Origin of the sequence: Paenibacillus alvei DSM 29 (genome assembly GCF_000293805.1) — a bacterium.
GTDB lineage: Bacteria > Bacillota > Bacilli > Paenibacillales > Paenibacillaceae > Paenibacillus_B > Paenibacillus_B alvei.
Genome location: NZ_AMBZ01000003.1, coordinates 187,775 through 212,671, shown reverse-complemented (window position 1 = coordinate 212,671; position 24,897 = coordinate 187,775). Strand labels below are relative to the sequence as shown.

Annotated in this window: 15 protein-coding genes (1 of these 15 running past the window's edge); all 15 read right to left on the bottom strand. The window is 45.4% G+C overall.

The window, feature by feature from the left end; all coding sequences use genetic code 11:
• Positions 1-191 precede the first annotated feature (191 nt).
• Positions 192-2,624: a glycoside hydrolase family 95 protein gene (locus tag PAV_RS11355; protein WP_005546200.1), complete on the bottom strand. Its 2,433-nt coding sequence runs from the start codon at positions 2,622-2,624 to the stop codon at positions 192-194.
• A gap of 287 nt (positions 2,625-2,911) precedes the next feature.
• Entirely contained in the window at positions 2,912-3,577 is a 666-nt protein-coding gene (locus PAV_RS11350; protein WP_005546198.1) for a bifunctional 2-keto-4-hydroxyglutarate aldolase/2-keto-3-deoxy-6-phosphogluconate aldolase, read from the bottom strand.
• Positions 3,578-3,638: 61 nt separating this feature from the next.
• Positions 3,639-4,601: a sugar kinase gene (locus PAV_RS11345; RefSeq protein ID WP_005546196.1), complete on the bottom strand. Its 963-nt coding sequence runs from the start codon at positions 4,599-4,601 to the stop codon at positions 3,639-3,641.
• Positions 4,598-6,112, bottom strand: coding sequence for an alpha-L-fucosidase (locus PAV_RS11340; RefSeq protein WP_005546194.1), 1,515 nt, complete (start codon positions 6,110-6,112; stop codon positions 4,598-4,600). The genes PAV_RS11345 and PAV_RS11340 overlap by 4 nt, the downstream gene beginning before the upstream one ends.
• 297 nt (positions 6,113-6,409) lie before the next feature.
• Positions 6,410-10,780, bottom strand: coding sequence for a polysaccharide lyase family 8 super-sandwich domain-containing protein (locus PAV_RS11335; RefSeq protein WP_005546192.1), 4,371 nt, complete (start codon positions 10,778-10,780; stop codon positions 6,410-6,412).
• 132 nt (positions 10,781-10,912) lie between these two features.
• On the bottom strand, positions 10,913-12,283 hold the full coding sequence (locus PAV_RS11330) for an ABC transporter substrate-binding protein (RefSeq protein ID WP_005546191.1): 1,371 nt from the start codon (positions 12,281-12,283) through the stop codon (positions 10,913-10,915).
• Positions 12,284-12,471: 188 nt separating this feature from the next.
• Entirely contained in the window at positions 12,472-13,308 is an 837-nt protein-coding gene (locus tag PAV_RS11325; RefSeq protein WP_005546189.1) for a carbohydrate ABC transporter permease, read from the bottom strand.
• Positions 13,309-13,325: 17 nt separating this feature from the next.
• Positions 13,326-14,273: a carbohydrate ABC transporter permease gene (locus PAV_RS11320; RefSeq protein WP_005546188.1), complete on the bottom strand. Its 948-nt coding sequence runs from the start codon at positions 14,271-14,273 to the stop codon at positions 13,326-13,328.
• Between the two features lie 299 nt (positions 14,274-14,572).
• Positions 14,573-16,174: a basic secretory protein-like protein gene (locus PAV_RS11315; RefSeq protein ID WP_005546186.1), complete on the bottom strand. Its 1,602-nt coding sequence runs from the start codon at positions 16,172-16,174 to the stop codon at positions 14,573-14,575.
• 38 nt (positions 16,175-16,212) lie between these two features.
• Complete coding sequence (locus PAV_RS11310; RefSeq protein WP_005546184.1) at positions 16,213-17,592, bottom strand: alpha/beta hydrolase family protein; 1,380 nt, start codon at positions 17,590-17,592, stop codon at positions 16,213-16,215.
• A 182-nt stretch (positions 17,593-17,774) separates the two neighbouring features.
• Positions 17,775-18,326 (bottom strand): TetR/AcrR family transcriptional regulator, encoded by a 552-nt coding sequence (locus PAV_RS11305; protein ID WP_005546183.1) that lies wholly within the window; start codon positions 18,324-18,326, stop codon positions 17,775-17,777.
• 176 nt (positions 18,327-18,502) lie between these two features.
• Positions 18,503-19,606 carry an aminopeptidase gene (locus PAV_RS11300; protein WP_005546181.1) on the bottom strand — a complete coding sequence of 368 codons (1,104 nt, stop codon included), beginning with the start codon at positions 19,604-19,606 and terminating at the stop codon, positions 18,503-18,505.
• A 51-nt stretch (positions 19,607-19,657) separates the two neighbouring features.
• Positions 19,658-20,047 (bottom strand): Asp23/Gls24 family envelope stress response protein, encoded by a 390-nt coding sequence (locus PAV_RS11295; RefSeq protein WP_005546179.1) that lies wholly within the window; start codon positions 20,045-20,047, stop codon positions 19,658-19,660.
• A gap of 596 nt (positions 20,048-20,643) precedes the next feature.
• On the bottom strand, positions 20,644-24,591 hold the full coding sequence (locus tag PAV_RS32325) for a non-ribosomal peptide synthetase (RefSeq protein WP_005546176.1): 3,948 nt from the start codon (positions 24,589-24,591) through the stop codon (positions 20,644-20,646).
• On the bottom strand, positions 24,570-24,897 hold the end of the coding sequence (locus PAV_RS11285; RefSeq protein ID WP_005546175.1) for a non-ribosomal peptide synthetase. Its footprint extends 23,096 nt past the window's final position; only the last 328 of its 23,424 coding nucleotides appear in the window; its start codon lies beyond the right edge, outside the window — the gene reads right to left on this strand; the stop codon is at positions 24,570-24,572. Before PAV_RS11285 ends, PAV_RS32325 begins: the two co-directional genes overlap by 22 nt.

Sequence of the window (24,897 nt, the reverse complement as noted above, 5' to 3'; positions counted from 1 at the left end):
TCCTCCCGATTTCATAGACTTGGATTCATCACAATGAACAATGATGATCATTCGATATTGAACCTACAACCATCATAGTAAATGCTCCCAGCAATAGTAAGTCAATTATTTTGCTCGATTGTGAACAATTTTGACCTTTTTGCCTATTTGACTTTTATATTTCCTTTTTTGTGTATTAACTCAAGCGCAGCCTACGCTAAGCGTACTGTAACCGTAGCTCCAAGCGGGATATCCAACTGATACGTATGTGGCGCAGGCTGTGTTACGGCCACTGCCATTGATGGCTTACCAGTTTCAAAAGCAAGCGGAACCGTGCTATAAATAACACAAGGCTTACCAAGCGCAGACGTTATCTGCGCCTGCTGCAGCTTGCCTGCCTGCCAAGCCATATCAATGGTAAATCCACCGCGGGCACGCAAGCCAGTAACATGACCCTGCCGCCACGCAAGCGGAAGAGCCGGCAGTAACCGGATTTCATCCCCGTGTGATTGCAATAGCATCTCTTGCATCGCTGCTGCTCCACCAAAGTTGGCATCAATTTGGAATGGAGGATGGTCGCCGAACAAGTTCGGATGTACCGCTTTGCTTAATAGATTGCGCAAACTCAGATGTGCCTGATCTCCTTCTTCCAGCCTTGACCAGAAGTTAGCAATCCACGCTTGACTCCAGCCCGTATGTCCTCCGCCATGGGCTAGGCGCCGCTGCAGCGTGAACTTAGCAGCTTGTCCAAGTTCAGGACTGCGATGGGGAATGATCTGTTCTCCTGGATGCAAAGCGAATAGATGAGAAATATGGCGATGCCCCAGCTCTACTTCCTCATAATCAACTGCCCACTCCATAATTTGTCCATGGCGGCCGATTTGCGGCTGTGGCAGCTTACTGCGCACTTGCTGCCACTGTGCCAGTAAATCTTTGTCCTCATGGAACCCCTGTTTCAAATGCCCTTCCTCATCCAGTTGCAACAGCTCGCCAGCACGGATACATGCTGTAAACAACGCATACAAAATTTGCGAGTCCATCGACGGACCATAGCATAGCGCCCCGACTTCCCCCTGTTCACTGCGATACGAGTTCTCTGGTGATAGTGATGGTACGGTCACCAGCTGTCCTGATGGCAACTCCAATAAGAAGTCTAAGAAAAATAACGCCGCTTCTTTCAACACGGGATACGCACGTTCGCGCAAAAACGAAAGTGAGCCGTTATAACAATAGTGCTCCCACATATGCAGCGCAATCCATGCGCCACCCATTGGCCACATGTTGGCGCTCACATATTCACCGTAAATGCCTGTATCCGCCCACAGATTGCTGCTCGTATGAGCAACAAATCCACGTGCACCATAAATATTGCGCGCGGTTTGGCGTCCATTAATGACTAAGCGTTCAATAAAATCAAATAGCGGCATGTGACATTCGGCTAAATTCCCCGTCTCGGCAAGCCAGTAGTTCATTTGCAAGTTAATATTAAGATGATAGTCCGATTCCCATGGCGGAGTAAAACTATCGTTCCAAATCCCTTGCAAGTTAGCTGGCAGCGTTCCCGGTCTGGAGCTGGCAAGCAGCAAATAACGCCCGTACTGATAAAACAGAGCCTCCAGCCCATTATCAGTTGCACCTTGCCGGTAGCGTTCTAACCGCTGCGACGTGGACAAGCATTGCTGTCCAGGAACCTGCTGCTGTGGCTCAGTTCTTTCTCCTTCCTCCGCTTCCAAATCCAACGTCACACGGTTAAACAGCGGCTTATAATCATCCAAGTGCCGCTGCTTCAATTTCTCATATGGCACTTTTGCTGCCTGTATCGCTTGCTGACAAGCAACAGCATAAGCATCCGCACAGCGAAATGAAGTCTGCGCTGCTACAATAAGCGTGACTGCACGAGCTTGGCGAATATCAAGATAATTGCCCGCCGTCTGACACTGTCCGCCCTCAACTACTGCCTGCAACACAACAGCATAACGTACGCCATCTGCTCCTAATTGTCCTTGCATGGCAATACCCTGTCCATCATCTGTCTGAACCATTTCACCGGTGAATGGTCGGCGATCGAATTTAGCTGCAAAGGTTAAGCCTGCTTCATCGGTCGTTGTCATCCGGATTACCAGCACCTGATCAGCAGCACTAGAAAATATCTCGCGGCTGTACTGAATTGCCTCTTTCTGAGCTTCACCAGTTGCCTGAGTTGCCGTTCTGCCTTCCTTATCTTGCCGTCCCACTTCATAATTTACCTGAACCAAAGCATGATCCAAATCTAACTTACGGCAATATTGATTGATTGCATGAACTTCTATATTCGGTTCAAAATCCAAGAACAAGTTGCCTAATGTCTGATAAGGGTTGAAATATTGTGGCACGTTCGTCATATGCTTCAACACTAGCTTTTCTGCCTTGCGCACGTTACCCTGCAGCAACAAGTTTTTAATATCCGGCAACGCTGCTTGCGCAGCTCTATTATCGTTATCCCTTGCACCACCATACCAAATCGAATCTTCATTCAATTGAATTTGCTCGCGCTGTATCCCACCATATACAACGCCCCCTAAGCGCCCGTTACCGATTGGAAATGCTTCCGTCCATTTGCTGGCCGCTGTTCGCTCAAGCAAATAATAGTTGTTTATATGATTCATTAAGCTACCCTCATTTCTGTAAAGAATCTGTGTAATAGCTCGTATCCTATCCTGAATATCGTACTTCGCACCATTATATCGACATCCTGCCTATAAATAGATGCACGATTATGACCATGTATGTGTCGTTTATTGACATATCGTAGGCTTCAGTTGCGTACATCATGATCAATTTGAATCATATATCAACCTATACTCGTCACTCTATTTCCTGGTCTGGCTGCACAAAAAAATCGGACGATTCATTCATCCTGACTCGTCCGATCTGCGTATATCATTTCGAATATTTATATTCCTTTTGCCTGACGATAGGCATTTACATATGCAGCAGCTCTCTTCCGAATCAACGAGAAATCTTTGTTCTTTACGGCTTCATTCGTCAAATCGGAGCCGATCCCTACCGCTACCGCTCCGGCTTTCACCCAATCACCAAGGTTGTCCAGCGACACACCGCCAGTCGGCATAATGTTAGCCTGCGGCAATGGGCCTTTGATCGCCTTGATTACAGAAGGCTCATACAGGTTGCCTGGGAACAGCTTAACGATATCGGCTCCAAGCTCAATTGCTTCATTAATTTCCTTGATGGTCATTGTGCCTGGCATAACCGGTACGCGATATCGGTTACACATGGTTACGGTCTCAGCGCTTAGGAAAGGAGACACTACGAATTGGGCGCCGCTAAGAATCGCCGCGCGTGCCGTTTCAGCATCCAGCACGGTGCCTACGCCAATAATCGCATAAGTAGATTCATCCGACGAATCCCATTTATATTTTTGAGCTAGTTTTTCAATCGCTTTCAACGCAAGCGGAACTGTCATCGTAATCTCTATCACTTTAATTCCGCCGCGTATCGCTTCCTCGGCCATTGCAACAACTTCTTCTGCCGTCTCTCCGCGAAGTACGGCAACGACACCTTCCTGTACAATCTTCTGAGTAATCTGCATTTTCTTCATATTGTTCTCCTCCCCATTTATCGAATGTCGTTTCTATTAATAGTTCTCAATGAAACACATCTTACCGCTCAACATGCATCTTACCGGCAAGCAATCGCTCGATTTGTGATCCGTTAGGGAGACCTTCCCAATCACCAACCGTCTGGATTACCTGCGAGCCAATTAAATTACCGAGACGAACCGCTTCCTCAAGGCTATATGCCCGCAGTAAACCAGCTAGAAATCCGGCGCAGAAGCCATCTCCAGCTCCTACCGTATCGACTACATGATCAACCTTATAGTAAGGAACCGCTGACAGTTTGCCGTTCTCCAGAATATAGGTTTTGTCCTCGCCACCTTTAATAATACTTACAGCGGACATCTCACCGAGCTTGGCAACGATCTCATCCATCGATTCCGTCTCATACAGCAATTTCAATTCATCTAATCCCGGCAAGAAATAATCTGCTTTTCGCGCCAATGGCAACAGAACCTTTTGGGCTGCTTTTACATCCCATAGCTTTAAACGCAAATTCGGATCGAAGCTCACTTTGACTCCGTGCTGCTTCGCAATATCCATAGCTGCTGCCGCCGTCTCTGCGCAGGATGTACTTAACGCAGGTGTAATCCCGGTGATATGCAAAATCTTTGCTCCAGCAATGTATTCCTCATCCAAATGCTCAGGAGTCATTTTACTAGCCGCGGACAGCTTGCGGTAATAATAAACAGAACTTCTTCCACCCGCATTCTCTCGAATCATTAGTCCGGTTGGAGCTTCATCTGTGAATGAAACGCGTGTAACATCTACGCCTTCTCCCCGAACCATCTTATAAATCCGCTGCCCGAACGGATCATCTCCAAGCCGGCCGCACCAGCCTACGGAATGTCCAAGCCTTGACAACCCGATCGCTACATTCGTCTCCGCTCCACCAAAGGATGGCGTCAAATTCGATGTGTATTCAAGACCTTTTCCTCCCTCGGCGATCAATAAGGCCATACTTTCCCCGAAGGTGACCACTTCCGGATGAGCATTTCGATTATTCATTCACATTCACCACCCTGAACCTGACTATTGTACACTTCGAATGTGGACAAGTTTGGCCACCAGCGCGAGCCAGTGATCTGAAGACGCAATCGACTGCTGCGAACAGCTGGAAAATGGCATATTCGCTTATGACCGATAATGGTACCCTCCAGTATTGGCTGCCACGTCCCTCTGCCTGCAGTTGTATCCGTGCTTGCCTCTGTCGTTGCAGCAGCATCGACTTGCCAATACTCTAAGCGGAAACTCTCAATTCTCTGCGTATAGCGATACTCCTGCAGTACGATATGGTCGAACGTCTGCACTGTTCCTAAATCGACAGTGATACTCGCCACCTCTGTACCTTGCTCAGGAGCCCAATACGTATCTCGATTGCCATCCAATACATTGGCCGCTTCATGTCCAGCCATCGCTTCACTAGCCGCAGCAACTGCATCGCGCGCCACATTCGTCTCAAACGTATTGCGAATCCAAGCCCCGAGCTCCTCTAACCGCTGCACATCATTCTCGTGGAGCAGACCGCGCGTATCGGCAGGAATATTAAGCAAGAGCGTAGCATTTCCTCCGACCGAACCATAGTACACATTCCGCAGCTCATCAAGCGACTTGACTTGATCATCTTGACTCGCATGATAGAACCATCCCGGACGAATCGACGTATCCACTTCCGCTGGATACCAGACAAGCTCCGATACATTGGCGATAATATCGCGGCTGCCCAAGTCTTCATCTTCTGAAGTGAAACGCTTGGCGAATTCAGCATTATCTTCCTGCTGTGAGTTTTCCTGAATTCTCTCCTTATCCTGCAGCTCCGCAGGCACTACGCTCCACTCCGACTTGCGACAATGCCCCGCCTCATTGCCACACCAGCGCACATCCGGTCCACAAACCGAAATACTCGCATTTGGCTGCAATTCACGAATCAGTGCATAATAGCCATTCCAATCATAAACTTGTCGCTTGCCGTTAGGACCTTCACCACAAGCCCCATCGAACCATACACAAAAGATTTCCCCATACCCTGTCAACAATTCTCGCAGTTGATTGGTAAAGTACTCATTATAAGCTGGCGAATCCCCATAACAGGCCTCATGACGATCCCAAGGCGATAAATAAATCCCAAACTTCAACCCGCCTTCACGACAAGCATCAGCCACCTCACGAACAACATCACCCTTGCCATCTTTCCACGGGCTATTCTTCACCGAATGCTCGGTATACTCGCTCGGCCACAAACAAAACCCATCGTGATGCTTACAAGTTAGTATCAGGCCTTTCATCCCTGCAGCCTTACAAGCGCGCACCCACTGTCGTGCATCCAACTGTGTCGGATTAAAAATATCCGGCTGCTCCTGCCCACTGCCCCATTCCTGATCCGTGAACGTATTTACTGTAAAATGTATAAAAGCATAAAACTCCATCTCTTGAATTGCCAACTGCCGTTCCGATGGCCGCACCAACGCTGCCGCTTTAACTTGCTCTGGTCTTATAACTCCACTGCTGTAAATAACCATTGAACCCCCCCTCATTTTCTCTAAGCAACATATTGAAAGATATAAAAAAGATATAATAAGTATCTATATAGAAATTAAAAACCGAACTTAGGCTAATAATAGCAAATCAAAGATAGGTAGAAACACGCATTATTTTTTTATAAATATGCAATATTTTGACCTTAACAACGAAAGCCAAGATCCTTAAAATCGGATCTTGGCTTTTTTTGTTTCTTTTAACCTTTACTAACTCTTCATTGGAAGCAACTTGTTTATGGTGATGATCATCTAGTACTTACCTACAAAAGTCAGCATCTCTTATTTCAAATCATTTAACATGCCTAGAATCAAAGTAACTGCTTCAGCTCTGGTTGTAGAAGCATTAGGATTGAATTTACCATCTCCATATCCTTTAATCAGGCCTGCTTCTTCTGCAGTTGCTACATAAGGCTTAGCCCATGCTGGCACTTGATCTGCATCTGTAAACGTCAGAGTTGCATTTGGATGTACTTCAAGACCCCGTGCACGAACAATCATAACAACGAGCTCACTTCTGGTGATTTCTTTATTCGCACGGAATGTACCATTTTCATAGCCTGAAATATATCCCGCTTTAGCAAGTGCTTGAATGAATGGCTGTGCCCATACTGGAGTTTGACTTTGATCCGCAAAACCAAATGCTGTATTCACTTTCTCCAATTTCAGCGCTCTAGCTAACATGGCTGAAATCTCACCGCGAGTGATCGACCTATTCGGCCTGAAGGTTCCATCCTCATAGCCACTTACAAAACCAAGTTCAACTGATTTTTCAATGGAAGCCTTAGCCCAATGATCTGCGATATCAGACAAATCTACTTTAGGAGTTTCTGGATCAGTAGGTTCTATTGGATCAGTTGGTTCAGGTGTTGGTGTTGGATCCGGTATTGGTGTTGTCGGGCCCGGTGATGGCGTCGATCCGCCACCCGAAGAGTCAGCTTCAGTCCTTACCGTTACACGCAGACCATCGCTCCATTTTTCAGTTGCATCGCCTGCTTTAACCTCAAAGATATAACTCTTGTTTGGTGAAAGACCACTGACTATATAGCTCGTGATAGTATCTGGTAATTGAATGTATTCTATACCATCCTTGTAAATCTTATAGCTTATTACACCCGTATCATCCGTTGCTGCTGTCCATGAAAGCAATAGACTCGTTTTACCAACACTTGAAGCTAATAATTGTGCACCCGTCGGCCATGTAGGCGAGGTATTGTCTACCGGTGTAGTATCTTTGTACGTTGCTGTTACTTTAACTGCTTCATCTGGCATGATGAACGCATACATGTTGGTGTTTGTTGAATCTTGGGTTAACGTCAAGCTTGTTGGCGTAACGATCCACTTGTCGAACGATTTACCCACAGGTGTATCCAGAGTTACCGTTACGGTCTCACCTTTCTTCGCAGTCTGTTTATCTGCTGTTGCCCCTTCCGCCGTTACGGTGTAGCTCTTTCCGAGATCAAATGTTGCCGTGTACGTCTTGCCAAGCGATCCCGAAGTGTTGACTTCAATGCTGACTCCATCCTGTATCGGTGTAACTTTCATCCCCGTATCTGCAGTTAGCAATGTCAAGTTCGGTTGATGGACTTCAATCGTCACTGTGTTCTGCTTTTGCGTTGGATCGGATATCGCAATTGTCATTTCACCGCTGTCTTCTTTCATGATGACAGCAGCAGCGGATTTAACATGGATGCTTCCCACAGTATCCGCACTCCAGAAGTTCGCCGCGGTGATGCCAAGCGGCTTATTGCTAACAGCCTGTACGGTTGATGTATTGCTCAGCACTTCAACTGTCGGTTGTTCACTATAAGCTTGTGTTTGTGCCGTTGTCTTACCCGGAAGCAACACATATTCGTAACTAGCTGCTTGTGGATTATTCCCATGATCAAAGGCAATGCTGGCATAGTTGCGCGTCAACTTATCTTGCGATTGACCGTTGTTAATATCATACCAAGAGCCTGTTCTCGCCTCGCGTACGACATGGAGTGTGGGTGCAGTTGGGAAATAATAGCCCATATCCGCACCAGAACCTGCACCATTGCCCGCCAAGTGCGCCCAGTTTACATCGTTAATATCTGCTGCATAATCCAATGCTGCAGGCACCTGTACACCGTTAATCACAAAGGCGTTATCACCGCTGCTATTCAACTTGCGATTATCAACAATCGTTTCTACCGTTTTTGTAGCGGCTGATGTTTTACGAATATCCGTACCAAGGGCTACAATTTCATCATCGAACATAAACCATGATTTCTTACCACTTAAATCACTGCCCGTTACTTTCGTCAATGAGAAATCCATGCCGCTTGCGCTATATAAATGATCTAGTGTTGCACCGCCAACATGACTTTTCGTATTGTAATAGTACGCCCATTCGCCCGGCATCTTTCCTTCGCCAGAACCGTCTGTCGTCGTGCCTGGCAAGCGGAAACTATTAACCGTTGCCCAAAATCCATCGCGATATTGCAATAAGTCTTCGTTATAGATATAGGTCATGCCAAGACCGGTATCCCAACCTTTCACATTTTCTTTATTGCCCATTTCAAAGGCAGAAATGCGGTCTGAGAACATGCTTAGCCCAAAAGCGTAGTTCGGACGATGATGCGCAACACGGGCCATTCCGTTGAACATATAACTGCGCGACAGCTCACCGCGAGGTGCAACGGTATCATCATTCATCACTTTCTTCAGCAACATCACACTATAAATTGGCAAGCCTTTATAATAATCATCAAAGGTTGTATCCTTGCTCACCCATTCCTTAACCATACTGCGAATAGTAGCACTAATCTGTGGCGGTGCACCCTCTGCTAAACTTGCTAAGGCTACAATCGTACTGCGAGCCGTACCCGAATCTCTTCTGGAGATCCCCCGCCCGTTAACCATATCCATGTACAGCCCTTTGTAAATAACCGGTTCGAATGTATCACTTACCCACTTGTAAATGTTAGCCACACGCGGGTCAGTCACAGGCCATGGTGAAGTGTTGAGCAAATAAGTGATGTCCGCCGTGCGGCTGAGCCAAACTGCACCATAACCAGCAGTGTAAGCGATATTCGCATGCTGCACCAGTGAGCCATCTTCGTAAACACCATCACCTTTCGTGACATAGGTGAATTCGGAACCAATCGAATCCCGTCCTTGCGTAATTTTAGCGCTATTTTTACCAATTACGCCGCGCAATGTTACGACAAGCGCTTTGTCCAGCAAATTGCCGCCAGTCTCGATCACGGAGCTATTTTGCACCCGCATTGTTGGGTTAGGACAATATTTATCAATTGTCCGCATAAAATTGCCTATTTGCTGATCATTCAACTCATCATACATAAGGATCAAACAATCATTTAACAGTTGCGGTGCACCGATTTCAAATCCCCACCAGCTGCTGGCGCTACTGTAGGATAAACGCTCATTATAACGCTTAGCGTACATCCAATCCAAGGCACCTATAATGGCATCCCGCAACTGCGAATTATGGTAATAATTGGAATTCTTTGTATTGTAAGCGTTTGCCATTATTTTGATACGAGTAAACTCGCTAACGATGTTGTTAGCATGCTGTACCTTCGTGTCAGCGTTATCGACAAGATCTGACCATAAGTATCTGCGGCTGCCATCATTAGCACTAAGCGTATCAAGATACCCCGTCTGAGCGGCATTGGATACGCTATTGTCCATCTCTGCTACTAATGCTAGAATAGCGGGATCAGAAGCGAGGTTATCGTCTACAACTCCTACTAACTTCTGCTTCCAGCGTTCACGCAATTGGTTGTAGGCAGCTGCTGTTTCTGTGGAGTCTACACCAATGGTACTTTGTGCCTTTAACATCTGGTCATCTGTTGCAACAGTGATTGTTGCGACACCCGCTGCAACTGCTGTTACATTGCCATCTTGATCAACAGTAGCTACGTTCTCATCGCTAGTACTCCATATTACTTTGGGAGATGGCAGGTTATTTGGAGTGACGGTTAATGTAAGCGGTTTCACATCTCCAACCGTCATCGTCGTTGCCGTCGGTTCAAGCGTTAACCCCGTAATGCCGTCATATTCCTCCAGCCGAATGTTATCAAACCACACTTTGCCGGTGCAATTTTCTAAAAACAATTCAACAAAAAATTTGGCACCACCGGCTGGCACCGTTATAAAAACCTGTTGCATCGTCCAATCGTTCGTACCATACACCTTCGTTGAAGTAGGTCCATCGATTAATTTTGTATTTGAAGCATTCAGCACAGAAGTACGAAAATAAGCACCGTTGCCGCCTGCAATATTTTCGGTTTTATACCACACTTGCAAACGGTACGATTTCCCAGACTCAACGGGTGCCTTAGCATTAATGGATACACGGCTTGTGCCGGAAGCATCAATCAGCATCGACTGCTGACCACTATAAGAATCATAGGTAGCGACCGTTACACTTACTGTCCTGCCAGTTGGTTTACCAGAACCTACAGGAATCCAAGTGTCCCAATTAACAGGTGCAGGGTTCGTATCCGTATATTGAGTCCAAGTACCGCTCGGCGCTACTGTTGATTCGAAATCACCATTTGGAAATAAATTATCAACATGTGATGACATCGCTATACCTGTGCTAACAGGCAAGAATGTGACAACAATCGTAACTACTAATAACAAACTTAGTATTCTTTTCATCACTCTTCACCCTTTCTCTGAGCACCATACAGAAAAGGCGTCCCTTTCCCCACTATTTACGCTTTATATAGCATGGAATATAGAGACGCCTTGTTTCAGCGGATTTCTATTTATTATGTTACTTCCTAATCGTTACTTCTTCTCTTTCTCATTAATAATCTTCGTTGCTTCGTCAACCATCCATGCTTGTACTTTGTCAATTGGCTCGTTGCTAAGCATAAATTTGCTAAAGCCATCGTCGATAACTTTTGTTAAATCTGCACTCGAAATGGTAAGCACCTTGGAAGCATCCAAATACTTAATATCGTCGCCAAACAGTGTGTACTTTAACGACTCTACATCGTACTTGTCCTTGTTTTTGCCGATCATGCGCTCCAATAGTGCTGTTTGATCAGCTTTCTTCCAGCCGGAAAACTCTTGTCTATTGGTTGAATCTGCTGTAGACATAAAGCGCATCAGCTTATATGACTCTTCCTTGTGCTTTGTAGTTGCACCCATTGCTAATTGTGAACTGCCAACAAAGTATTTACCGCCCTCATAATCTTTAGGCAAAGCATTCTTTGGAGGCAAAGGAACTGGCGCGAAAGCAGTCACAAAATCATGTGGGTACTGCTCAAGATTACCTGGATCCGGAATCGTGAAACTGCCTGACATGATCATCGCTGCACTACCGCCGAAAAATTCACTGCGATAATTAAGCTTAGATGCTAGCACATCCGCATATGGTTTCGCTGACTTATCAACACTCTCCATATCTTTGCGCAGTTGGAAGAAATATGGATAGGTTGGGTCAGACAGAATTGTACTGCCATCGTCATAACGGAACGGATCTTTCATTACCGTTTGCGCTGGGGCATTCATATACAACTCCCATGTATGGAAGTAGGTTCCATATCGTTTGTCTACGCCTTCGCCTTTTGTTAGCTTCTTCGCATAGTCACGATAGTCATCCCATGTCCAGCCGAATTTAGGAACAGGCAGTCCCGCTTCATCCAACGCATTCTTATTGAGCATTACATAGGTATAACCTGATGTATATGGCATCCCGTAATATTTGCCGTCTACTTGCGGATTTACATAATACTCATCTTCCGCTTTTAAACCTTCTTTATCATAAAATTCATTGAGTGGCGTAAATGCACTGCGAACTGCTCTTTCAACGACCGCTGATGTACTTGGTAATTGAACGACGTCAACTTCATCCCCTGAGGAAATAAGGAAGTCTAATTTCTTCAACATCTCCAATGAATTACCTGGAACGAGCACGACATGCTCCACTTTAATACCGGGGTTAGCTGCTTCAAACTCACGCAGCATTGCGTCTGTCCCCTCTTGTTGAGCCTCATTATCCCAGTTATAGTACTTAAGGGTCACTTCCTTCTTCTCCGTACCGTTCGATTGTGCGGATTCGTCAGCTTTGTTTCCACAAGCGCTTGTAAACATCATTAGTGCTAGCAGTAGACATGTTGACAGAAGAAAATAACGTTTACTTTTACTTGCCATGTGCAACTTCCCCCTAAAATGAATGATAGAATTGTTTTAATCAAGGCCATTGTTAGCGCTTACAGACAGTATATATCGTTTAATACTTGCTTGCGTGTATAATTTTGTGCTTGTACGATAACGATTTTGACCTCTTTGAAGACTCTAAACTAAAAGATGCCTACGGATTTACCACGAGTCTGATTTGCTTACCCCTTCACACCACCAAGAGCAATCCCACTGATAACTTGTTTCTGCAAAACAATAAACACAATCAGCAGAGGAATAATCGCCGACACTGACGCCATCATCATAATCGCATCGTTGGTCGTATAATCATCCCTAAACAATGTCATGCCTAGCGGAACGGTATACAATGATTTCGTTTGCAAGAAGATTAACGGATTTTGGTAATCATTCCACGACCAGATGAACTTAATAATCGCCACCGTCGCTATCACAGGTTGACAGAGCGGAAGCATAATTGAAGTGAAGGAACGCAGGTGCCCTGCACCATCAATTTTAGCAGCTTCCAAAATATCATCACTCACTCCGGCCATAAATTGACGCAACAAAAATGTAAAATAAATCGAAAACATACCCATCAATATTAGCGCTCCATGGGTGTCATATAGTCCTAGCCAACGAATCAGCATGAAGCGAGGAATGAGCGTCGCTTGATCAGGAATAATCATCATGGCTAGCAGCATGGCAAATACGAGGTTTCTGCCGCGAAATTGTAGTTTCGTAAATGAATAAGCTGCCATCGTTGATATAAGTAGCGAAAGTATAGTAACGATAATCGCCACTTTAATAGAGTTTACATAAATTTGACCAAACGGTACCCTTTGCATCCATACTGCCTTAAAGTTATTGATAAAGTTGGTTGCGGATGGAATCCATTCAATCGGGAAGCGCATCACATCTTTTTCAAATTTAAACGCCGACGATACCATCCATAATAATGGAAAGATGAAAAATATGGACAATGCTCCCATTAACACGGTAGCGATAATTTTAGAAATCTTATTACGTAAGGTTAGCATCATATTCTCCCTTTCTATTAAAATGATTCTTCTTGACGCATCTTCCACGTTGCCGCTGTAATCAGACCAATAATCGCAAATAACAGCCAAGATATTGCAGATGCATAGCCCATATTGTAGTTGACAAAGCCTTCTTGATAAATACGGAATACAATGACCGTTGATGAATTATCAGGTCCGCCTTCGGTCAAGTACGAAATAATATCGAACACTTTAAATGAACCAATTAGCATCGTAATAAGCAAGAAGAACGTCGTTGGACGGAGCAGCGGAATCGTGATATTGAAAAACTTCTTCAACCCTGTCGCCCCATCAATTTCTGCCGCTTCATATAATTCTTCGGAAATATTGGACAGTCCCGCCATATAAATAATAATCGTATAACCGAGCCCTGCCCACGCACTAATTATGGCGACCGCGATGAGTGATGTTTTCGGATCAACGAGCCATTTCGGAGGATTCGATATACCAAGATCCATTAGAAATTGATTGATTGGGCCTAGCGATGGGTGGAACAAAATGCTCCACACTGCTGCCACAGCAATAATCGAAGAAATATAAGGTATGAAGAATACGACTTTAAAGTAATCCTTAAAGTAGACTTTACTATGAATAACGACCGCTAGCACAAGCGCAATCGCAATCGGAATTGGAACGGTTAACACCGTATACACTAAGTTGTTGTATAATGCCTTCCAAATGGTCGGGTCTTGAAATAGATGAATGTAGTTTTGCAAACCGGCAAATTTAATACCTGATACCCCAGACAGTAAATCCCAATCCGTAAAACTTAAATACAACGAAAACCCAAGGGCAAATACATTAAGCATCAACATGCCCACAATTTCAGGCAGTAAAAACAGCCAACCAACTAATGCTTCCTTTCTCCGTGGCGACCAAAATTTTTTCACTCCGCTCTCCGCCTGCTGTTTTGGAAGCTGATAACTTGATTTTGTCTCTTCCACTTTTTATGTCACCTCAGCTTATAATTTGTTGACTTCATCATAAGCGGCAGACAAGGGAGAACAAAGGATGGATTATGACCTTGTGTGGGTAAAATTTTGACCTTTGTCGTGTAAGGAAACATGCAACCGAGGTGACTACTATTGAGCATCATTGAGATGAAGGGTTAGATGGGTTAAGCCGGAGATGGAGAGAGCTGGATCACTCAAATTGGGGAAGAAATGTAATGTAAACAGAAAAGCGCCCCCTACTTTTCCATGTAAGGGCCGCCTATCACCTCTTTTGCAACTGAAATACCCAATCAATGATTAGAAAGTGATTGTTGATATTGAGACCATAGGGTATTCACGTCTATGCCAGTAATCGATTGAAATTGACTTTCTTTCCACAATTGAATTTGCTGCTCATTCATGCCATAAGGAATTCTTTCCGCATTTAAAGCACGAATGAACCCGCGATGTTTCGTATCTTCAATCCAGCGAATGAAGTTCGCTGTTCCATTGCTAGACCAAGTTCCACCTGGGCTGATACCATAACGATTATGATAACCCGTTTCGTAACGCAAGCTATCAGCTACTGCTTCCACATCAAAGTCGCTATATTGATAAGCATGACCCAATTCGTGGTAAAGGATTCCAATAATTTCATCTCGTAATGAGTTGTTGGGATTATTAGCTGCGAAGCTTGCGAGATACTGAGAACTGATACCTAGCGTTTTTAACTCATTGTCTCCTGACATCCAGGCAACTCCAGGGGTGTCTACGATTTCCACTAGAATTTTCTTTACTCTAACCGGCATTTCTGCCGGACTCTTGTATAAAATTTCATTTAATTTACGCAAGATCGTCAAAATTTCTTGCTGGGCATTGGGTAGCGCTTGATCGAATAAACTGTAGCCCGCAAGATTCTGAACTTCGATGATCGGGTTCTCGGTATGCCACATGTCATTCGTGCGCGAAAATTCAACTTCGCTTACTTGCAGAGCGTAGCCGCTATGATTTTGGATATTGTTGAGCCTATAGTATTGATAGGCATTTGTATTGTTATTCAATAAGTAATGTTTACGTTGATGACGAAGCTTGAAGTTCTCATCGCTTTTCGTGTCTAAATCCGTCCAGTTGGTAGAATCATTGGATCCCTGCAGTACCCAGCTTCTCGGATCAGCATCGGGACTATTGTTGTACGATTTAGCCGACGTAAGCGCGTAATCATCGATCATAACCTGTTCGCCAAAGTCGAACTGCAACCATGCCGTATTGTTCCAAGTTAGCCACTTAGTATTGCTTGATCCGTCAACCAGATTCGACTTGATATCGTCTGGCGCATTTTCTCCGCTGGCAGTAACCGTAGGCTTGATCGTGCTGAAAGTCTGCACATCATCACCGAATAGCTTAATTTCGGACAACTGCAGCATCCCGCCGTCATCGTACTGATTAGCAAAGTTATCAAACTTTACAAATTTGTAAGCAGCCGTATTGGCAAATGAATAGGTTTTCGTTTGATGTCGGGAGGTGAAGCTTTGATTCTGCTGTGTATCCAGATCATCCCAGACAATCCCGTCATTGGATCCTTTTAACACCCAGCTTTTTGGATCTCTCCCCGGCTCATCATCCGCGGTTGTAATGGAGTACGAGTTAACGATCTTGGCACTCGTGAATTCATATTGCAGCCATGCTGGAGTATTGAATGTTAACCACTTCGAAAAAATATACTGATCGAACGCTTTTTCCTTGCCTTCATGCGACCCATTTTCACCACTTGCGGTTACCGTCCCGTCTACAGCTAAATTGATCGGCAGGATGGTCGGAGTCGACTCGGCTGCAATAGCAACCGGAATATGTACATTGCTGCTAAAACCTAATCCTATTGCGGCCGCTAAGATAAGTACTCCTGTTTTTTTCATGTTTGTCCTCTCCTTTTTTTGATTATTTCCCCTACCTTTCAGTTCACTTTAAAATTAACTTCCGGGTATTTTGCGGCCAACCTTTCTAGTGCTGAGCTGTCGCCTGTCTGTTTCACATAAAGGTCAAAAAAAGCGAGGCTAAACTCGTTGATAATACGATGAACGTACCGCGGATCTTCGCCTGGGCTTCGCAATAAAGGTGAAATCAGATGAAAATCAGTGAAGCTCGTATGATCCGTGTGAGGAACGACCATCGACATGCCACCGCCGGCAAGCGCACGCTCGTTGCGGTTATTTATTACCTTGATATCTTCAAGTGGATCATCGATTATCCCTGCACTCATGAGCAGAATCGGTTTGCCGATTCCCGTATCTGGCACATTCGACCCATACAACAGACCATCCATATTAATAGCTGCTTGGATGCGGGTGTCTTCCACAAGCATTTGCGCAGCGGTAGCGCCACCATAAGAATGGCCGAACATTCCGATTCGAGAGGTGTCGATCCTTCCCGTAAAGCGGTCGTCTATATCGCCTCGGTTAAGCTTCTCCACTTGATCTAGCACAAAAGCAGTATCTTCCCGCCATAATTTGATATGGCGATCTCTTTCAGCAAGTTCAGTTAGATTAGCAGACTGAAAATATGCGGTTCGACCGTCTGGATAGACGGTAGCCGCAGCGTCATAGGCATGATCGATACATAAGACGATATAACCTTGACTTGCTAACTCTTCGACTTGAAACGTATTTTGATTGCGAAAACCGTTCAACCCATGGGAGAAGATCAATACGGGATAACGACTCTCCGCGTCTGAGAGCCGGGCTTCCGTGAACGCATTCGATTTCACCACATTCAGATGGCCTAGTACGAATGCCGGGAGGGACAAATCTGCTTCCAGTCCCTTTGCAACCTCATGCGCATTGCGGATAAAGGGATCGCGATTCCCCTCGCCTTTATCACCTGCAGGATAATACATCTGTACCATTAGCTCGCGCCGGTCATTCGGATCTTTTGTAAAAAGTTCCTCCCGCTGATTATCAACCCAATGATACAGCGTTGTGCCGACCATAAATGGGCCGGTCGGTTTATGAAATAAAGATACAGGCATGAGTGCAGGCATCGCGACCGCTACAGACAAATAGATGACAAGCAACAATGTACGAACCGTGAACGTAATTCTATTTTTGGGCCTCTCTTTGCTCCTGGCCAATAGATAACATACTGTCAATATAGCTGGGGACAAATAAGCCGGAATCATCTGCCAACGAAAACCTTCAGCGATAAGCTGTACGATAAGAACACCATATGCAACCGTCAAGGCGGTGACAGACCACCGTTTTGTCTTCCATCCTGCAAATAGAGTCCATCCCAGAAGGACGAAATTAACAAAGATCAAACTGATTTCCCAAAATCCCATCGGATTCTCCCACCTTTCTTCATTTCCACCCAAGTACTATAAGTACTATATTATTATTTTGAGTACAAACGTTATCATATAGCATAAATTTGCTCTAAATGAATCCACGAAAACAAGAAAGCTGAGAAGAACGGCAACCTGTAAGCATTGTTTTTCTCAGCTCTAACGAATGGGCGCTTCGTTCACTTCCTAATTCCATTCAATATGATATCTACCATCATGGAAAGAGATTCTTGCACCGTAATTTGGCTGGAAGCTAAATTGCGCTGATCGAAAATCGATTTCATTAAGAAATTGAGGGTTTGGATCAGTGTTGGGATATGCATCGGACGAAAATCACCATTATGGATGCCTTCTTCAATGAGGCTAGTAATGATATCCCACTCATCATTAATGGCTTGCTCCATTTCCCTCCACCGTTCGGGGTAGTACCGCCGAAGTTCGACCAGTAAGCGTACATAGCTGTTCTGAAAATCATGAGGGACAATCAAGAGTATCCCTTTTAATTTTTCAGATATGGTCAAATTCGTATCTTGGATCACTTCTCGAAAACGTCTTTCCGTTTCTTCGTTAACTTGCTGAACCACATAACCTATAAGTTCGTCCTTGGACGGGAAATGCTCGTACAGCGTGCTTTTGCTTACACCTAATTCGCGCGCCAAATCATTCATTGTAAACTTGATTCCTTTTTCATGAAATAGCGCGATAGCAGTTTTGGCAATCCGTTCTTTCATCCTTAGTTCACCTCAAACCAAGAGTAGTACCCATAGATCCATTTATAGTACTTCAGGTACTAGAAAAGTGTAACTCTTTATCTCCTTGGGGTCAAACTCTGCAACCAAGTTAGCCCTGTTCAATCACATTCAGCCATTTGTGCCTTCAGCGGAGGAACGATCACCCACCGTTTGAACTACTTTAGATTTTCGGGGTTTAGCTTTTCCAGTTCTGGAATCACGAAACGTCCGTCTTTTCGAATCAGTCGATCATCAAACCAAATCTCTCCACCGCCATACTCTGAGCGTTGGATCATCACCATGTCCCAGTGGATTGCTGACTCATTCCCATTTGATGCATTATCATAGCATCGCCCCGGTGTGAAATGAAAGCTGCCATCGATTTTTTCATCGAACAGAATATCCTGCATTGGTTCCCTGATGGCTGGATTTACCCCAATTGCAAACTCCCCTATGTAACGTGCACCTTCATCCGCATCTAAGATATTGTTTAGCCGCTCGGTGTTATTTGCTGTCGCATGAATGATCTTCCCATCTTTAAACTCCAGTCGGACATTTTCGAATGTAAATCCCTGATAAGGTGATGGGATGTTAAACGTGATAACTCCATTCACAGAGTTACGAACCGGAGCAGTATACACTTCTCCATCCGGAATATTGTTATCACCGGCACACGATATCGCCGGAATACCTTTGATCGAAAAAGTAAGCTCCGTACCTGGCCCTTGGATTTTAACGCGGTCTGTCTTCTCCATCAATTCGATCAAAGGTTCCATTGCACGTGCCATTTTGGCATAGTCCACCGCGCAAACATCAAAGTAGAAGTTTTCAAATGCTTCTGTACTCATATTAGCCAGCTGAGCCATAGAAGGAGTCGGATAACGGAGATAGATCCATTTGGATGTAAACACCTCCATCATAGCGGGCTGGTATAATGAAGAAAACAGATTCATTTTGTCATCGGGTACATCTGACATCTCGTTGATCTGCCCACCGTCGACAACAATACAAGCTTGCATTTTTTCAATCTGATATTTTTCAATTTCAGCCCAGGTCTTAAACTGTTCTTCAGTCCCCTCTAATAAAAGCTGGCGTCGTACAGCGTTTTCGCGCAGATTTACGAATGGGTGCCCACCTGCTTTATGCACGGCTTTCACAAGTTCTTTTGTCAAAGATGTGTCGATTCCAGTTGAATCTATTAATACATTGTCTCCCTTTTGCACTTTTGTAGAATAGTTTACAAGCATATTAGCTAAATTTGTGAGTCGCGGATCCAACATATAGTTACACCTCACCTATTGTTTTTATCCATTAATATTGCATATCAGTGCCTATTTGCTAATTCGTTGAATTTCCTTCAACTCCTCATCTTTGAAAGAGACTTCCTCTACCTTTACATGAATCTCTACAACGCTAAGTCCAGTCATATTTTGAACTGCATCGCGGATGTTTACCTGCAATTGGTGACACACTTCATGAATTTTCATACCGTACACAACAATAACTCGCAAGTCTATAGCAGCTTCAACTTCACCTACCTTGACAGACACCCCCTTTTGCAAGTTCTTGCCACTCAACATCTTTACCCAATCATCCGACAGTCCGCCTGACATAGCAGCAATTCCTGGAGTTTCAAGCGCAGCTAGACCAGCGATTGTGGCGACGACATCATCGGATATCAGAATGTTACCTCCATGTTTGTTCAATTGTTTCTCAGCCATGGTCATCTTCCTTTCTGTCTCTCCAAGTTAGATAGTAATCTATCGTTGAACGTGAAATTGAATACTGGACGCAAAATGGTTCCTCACGTCGATCATCAGCCCAAATGATATAGCGTCATACCGACTACAAAAAAATTCCATCATCAATGTCATCCCGATAGGTAAGAAACAAATCATAGTTACTGCCATTCATTTTCTCCTCTGCTTATCCCCTACGTACCTAGAGTACCAATTTAGTATTTTCAGTACTAATATTGTTATAATACCATAAAATAACTCTAAGTCAACTCTTCAAAAACTCCGGAAGCAACTCCTATTTTCTATGTAAAAAAGCTGCAAGTATGAGGTCTAACCCCCCTTGTATGTTCGTAAAATAATGTCTCAATGAAAATGATAATTTATGATTTTTCGCTAATTTTCCTTACATATTTGTTCATTGACAAAAGTTCACGGTCTGCTTCGCTAAAAAGTTTCTTACTCATGTCATCCCTTCCGTGCTTACTTCGTTATACAAAAAGATACCCACAGCCTGAACACCTTTTTTTCTTAGTGTCCAGTCTATGGGTACCCGTTTACATGCAATGGTCAACTTTTCTTTACTTGTAAGCTTTGGAGTTTTCCAAAATCGCTTTTATGATAGATGCGTTTGTTGGAGCATAGTCTCTTTCCAGCATCTGCTCGTGTTTGCCGTTTCCTGAATAGAAGTGCAACTGTCCAGTTGTTAACTCGCTCCAGGACGTCCATCCGCGTTCTACTTCTCCTGTTGCTTCTGACGATTGAATCAGATAAATGTCTGCCCGAACTTCTCCTGTCGTTGCCATATTATCGATCCAATTCTTGTAAGCCGTTATGTTTTGTCTCACTTCTTCTGCGTCTAGTCCTGGAACATAACGTAGAAATAGAGAAATTTCTTCTTGTAGCGTCTCCAGGTACTCTTCTTGCGGCATGTCCAAGGTATGCGAATTTCTTGGGTAGGCATCAAGCATAATGATGCCGGCTACCTCGCGATTTTGTTGTTCCAACTGCTTGGCCACTTCAAATGCCAGATTACCTCCGGCAGAGTAACCCAACAAATAAAGTGGGCCCTGAGGCTGCAGCTTGTGAACGCTTTGGGCAAAGTATGAGGCTGCATCTTCACAGCTAATAAAATCATAGGCATAAATAGCAGCCGTATCTCGCAGTAATGTCGCCAGCATCGTAAATACTTGACCAAATCCGACGATAGGCGGGAAACAATGCAAGGTTATGCCGTTTGCATCGTTTCCGTTCCACACGGACACTCCTTCCGTTGGCTGCTTCGCTAGATCTTCTGAACTGCTTCCGCTTTGAAGGTGATCAGCGAGTTCCATAACCGTCGGGTAAGCGAAGGCGGCACTAAACGATATGTCCACATTCAATCTACGGCGAGCTTCACCAATCATTTGAATCAGCTTCAAAGAATGACCGCCTGCATCGAAGAAGTTATCGTGAATGCCGATCCTCTCTAAGTTGAGAATCTCCTGCCAAATGTCGGCAAGCGCTTGTTCTAACGCATTTCTTGGCGCTGTATAGTTTGCTTGAAGAGGCTCATTGAGCTGTATATGAGATAAGCCTCTGCGATCGACTTTGCCATTGGCTGTAAGCGGCATCATATCCAGTTGCACGAACCGCGTCGGAATCATATAGGCTGGGAGCTGCTTGGATAAGGCTCTCCGCAGTTCTCCGGCCACAAGCTCGGTATCCGCTACGACATATGCGAATAGAAGCTTCTCCTTCGCTTCATTTTCGCGAGCAATAACCGCCGCTTCCTTCACCTCCTTCACTTTCGTCAGAGCGGCTTCCACTTCGCCCAGCTCAATGCGGAAGCCGTGTATTTTCACTTGGTCGTCTGCACGACCCAAATACTCCAAGTTTCCGCTAGCCTTCATTTTTGCCAAGTCTCCTGTGCGGTACATTCGCTTTCCAGGAACGAGTGGATGGTCTACGAACTTCTCAGCCGTCAAGTCAGAGCGGTTGAGGTACCCTCTCGCGACTCCATCTCCAGCAATATAGATTTCTCCTGGTACCCCTATCGGAACTTGCTTGCCATCAGAATTGAGCAAATAGATGCTGACATTCGCAGCCGGTACGCCAATAGGAACCGAACCGCTCGTATCGGTTGCCGGATCATATCGATAAATCATGCAGCCGACAACCGTTTCTGTCGGGCCGTATTCATTGAATATCTCGATTTCTCCACCGAATTGGTCATGGATGCTTCTCGCTAGATCTGTGCCAAGATTGTCTCCACCGACAATCAGCTTTCGGATGTTCGATCCGGGCGTGACCTTCAATTCCTTGATCAAACTTAAATGAGCAGGCGTCAGCTTGACAATGTTGACTTGATTATCAGTTACAATCCGCTCAATTAATAGCGCTTTGTCTTCCCCGCTATAAATCCGAATCAGACTTCCTGTAAGCAAAGGCATAAATACGGATGTCACCGTCAAGTCGAAGGAAATGGAAGAGTACAGCGGGAAATCCAGCCTTTCTCCGTCAGCATATACGTTTTTCGCCCACCATAAATAATTCGTCAGGCCCTGATGAGTAATCATTGCTCCCTTCGGATTTCCTGTCGTTCCCGATGTATAAATCACATAAGCAAGGTCGTTGGCGCTTGATACCGGCTCGAGATTCCATTCATCTTTGCTGTAGGCGGCCTGATCGTTTAGATCGATAAGCTTTCCTTCAAACTGTACGCGAGCCCGTAAATGATGCTGCGTGAGAAGCACCTGCGAACCGGAGTCCTCCAACATGTAACGAATGCGTTGTTCCGGGTACTCCGGATCAATCGGCACGTAAGCTCCTCCGGCTTTTAACACACCTAGTATGCCGACGATCATTTCCACCGACCGATCCGCCAAAATGCCGACCAATTGATCCGCTCGTACGCCGGCTGCCCGCAATGTCCTTGCCAAGCGATTGGAACGGGCATTCAGCTCTCTGTATGTCACTTGCTCTTCTTCATGAACGATGGCTACCGCTTCTGGCGTTTTTTCCGCCTGCCGCTCGAACAATTGGTATACCGTTGCTTCTCGAGGATATTCCGAAGCTGTCGCATATCCTGCCGCAAGCTGTGCGCGCTCTTCCGCAGTTAGGATCTCTAACGACGCAATCTGTGCCTGAGGATTTGCCGTAACCGCATGAATCAACTGCTCGAAGTGTTTCGCCATCCGCGCAATGGTCTCTCGTTTGAACAAGGAAGAAGCGTACTCGATGCTGCACGAGATTCCGTTCTCCACCTCTACCAGTTGGAAGGTGAGATCAAACTTCGCTACGGAATGTTCGATTGCATAGGGCTGGATGTGCAAGCCCTGGATTTGCAAATCTCTTTGCTCCATATTTTGCAGAACGAACATCGTATCGAAAATCGGGTTGCGGCTTCTGTCCCTTTTGACCTGCACCTTCTCGACCAATTCTTCAAATGGATAGCCTTGGTGCTCGTAGGCATCAAGCATCGTTTCTTTTATTTCTTCTACATACGATAAAAATGTTTTGTTGCCTGCCGGATAGCTGCGTATCGCTAACGTGCCCACAAACATACCCACCAGTGACTCCAAGTCGTTATGTGATCTGCCTGCAATCGGCGTACCAACAACAATATCCTCTTGACCCGAATATTTATGCAGCAAGGTTGTATATATCGCCAGCAGTACCATATACAGAGACGATCCGGTTTCTGCCGCTATCCGTTTCAAGCTCTGGCGTAGCGGATTCCCAAGCATAAATGACAGTGATTCTCCCTGGAAGCTTTGTACCACAGGCCGGACATAATCGGTCGGCAGCTCCAGAACTGGAATAGGCCCACAGAACCTATTCAACCAATAGGCCTCCTCCTGCTGCTTGCGCTTTTTTTGCGTCTCGGACTGCTGCCATGCCGCGTAGTCTTTGTATTGAATACGCAGAGGCGGAAGTTCTTCCCCTTCATACAAGCGAGCAAATTCATCTACCAAAATGCCCATCGATACGCCATCGGAAATGATGTGATGCATGTCGAGCACGAACAAATGGCGTTCAGACGCAAGCTCTATCAGCCCGACGCGCAAGATCGGCGGCTGCTCCAGATGAAAGGCGCGAATAAATGTCCGAACAGCTTCCGCGGCTTCCGTTTCGCTTGCTTGCACGTATTCCGCAGTAAAGCCAACCTCATGATGAACACATTGTACAGGCTCGCCTTCTGCCATGTGAAAGCTTGTGCGCAGCGTCTCGTGACGGGCAATAAGCTTGTGAAGCGCGGATTCAAACCGCTGCCGATCAAGCGCTCCTTGAAGTTCCAGCACTATAGGCAAATTGTAGCTCAGTCCCGTTTCTTCGAGCTGGTGCAAGATATACAGCCGCTTTTGCGCGGAAGACACTGCATAATACGCCTGCTCTTCGACAGGTTCGATAGCAGTGAACGTCTGCTGCTCTCTATCTGCTATGACCTCGGCCAGCAGCTCGATGGTAGAGAACCGGAATACATCCCGCAACGGTACGTTCACTTGCAGTTCTTTGTGCAGACGGCTCACCATGGTCGTAGCGCGCAAAGAGTGACCGCCGATTTCAAAAAGTTGTCGCGCACACCTACGCGGTCAAGACCAAGTATTTCTTGCCAAATGTTCACGAGCTGCGCTTCGACGCGAGTTCGGGGCGCTGCATATTCAGCCGCAGCCAGAAGGTTTTCTTCCGGCGCCGGCAGCGCTTTTCGATCGATTTTACCATTTGCCGTCAGCGGTATCCGATCGATCTGCACGAAGTACGCAGGAATCATATAATTTGGCAATCGCTGAGCTAAGTGTTCTCGCAGTTCGCCTGCAGCCAGTTTCCGATTGGCTACAACATACGCACATAGC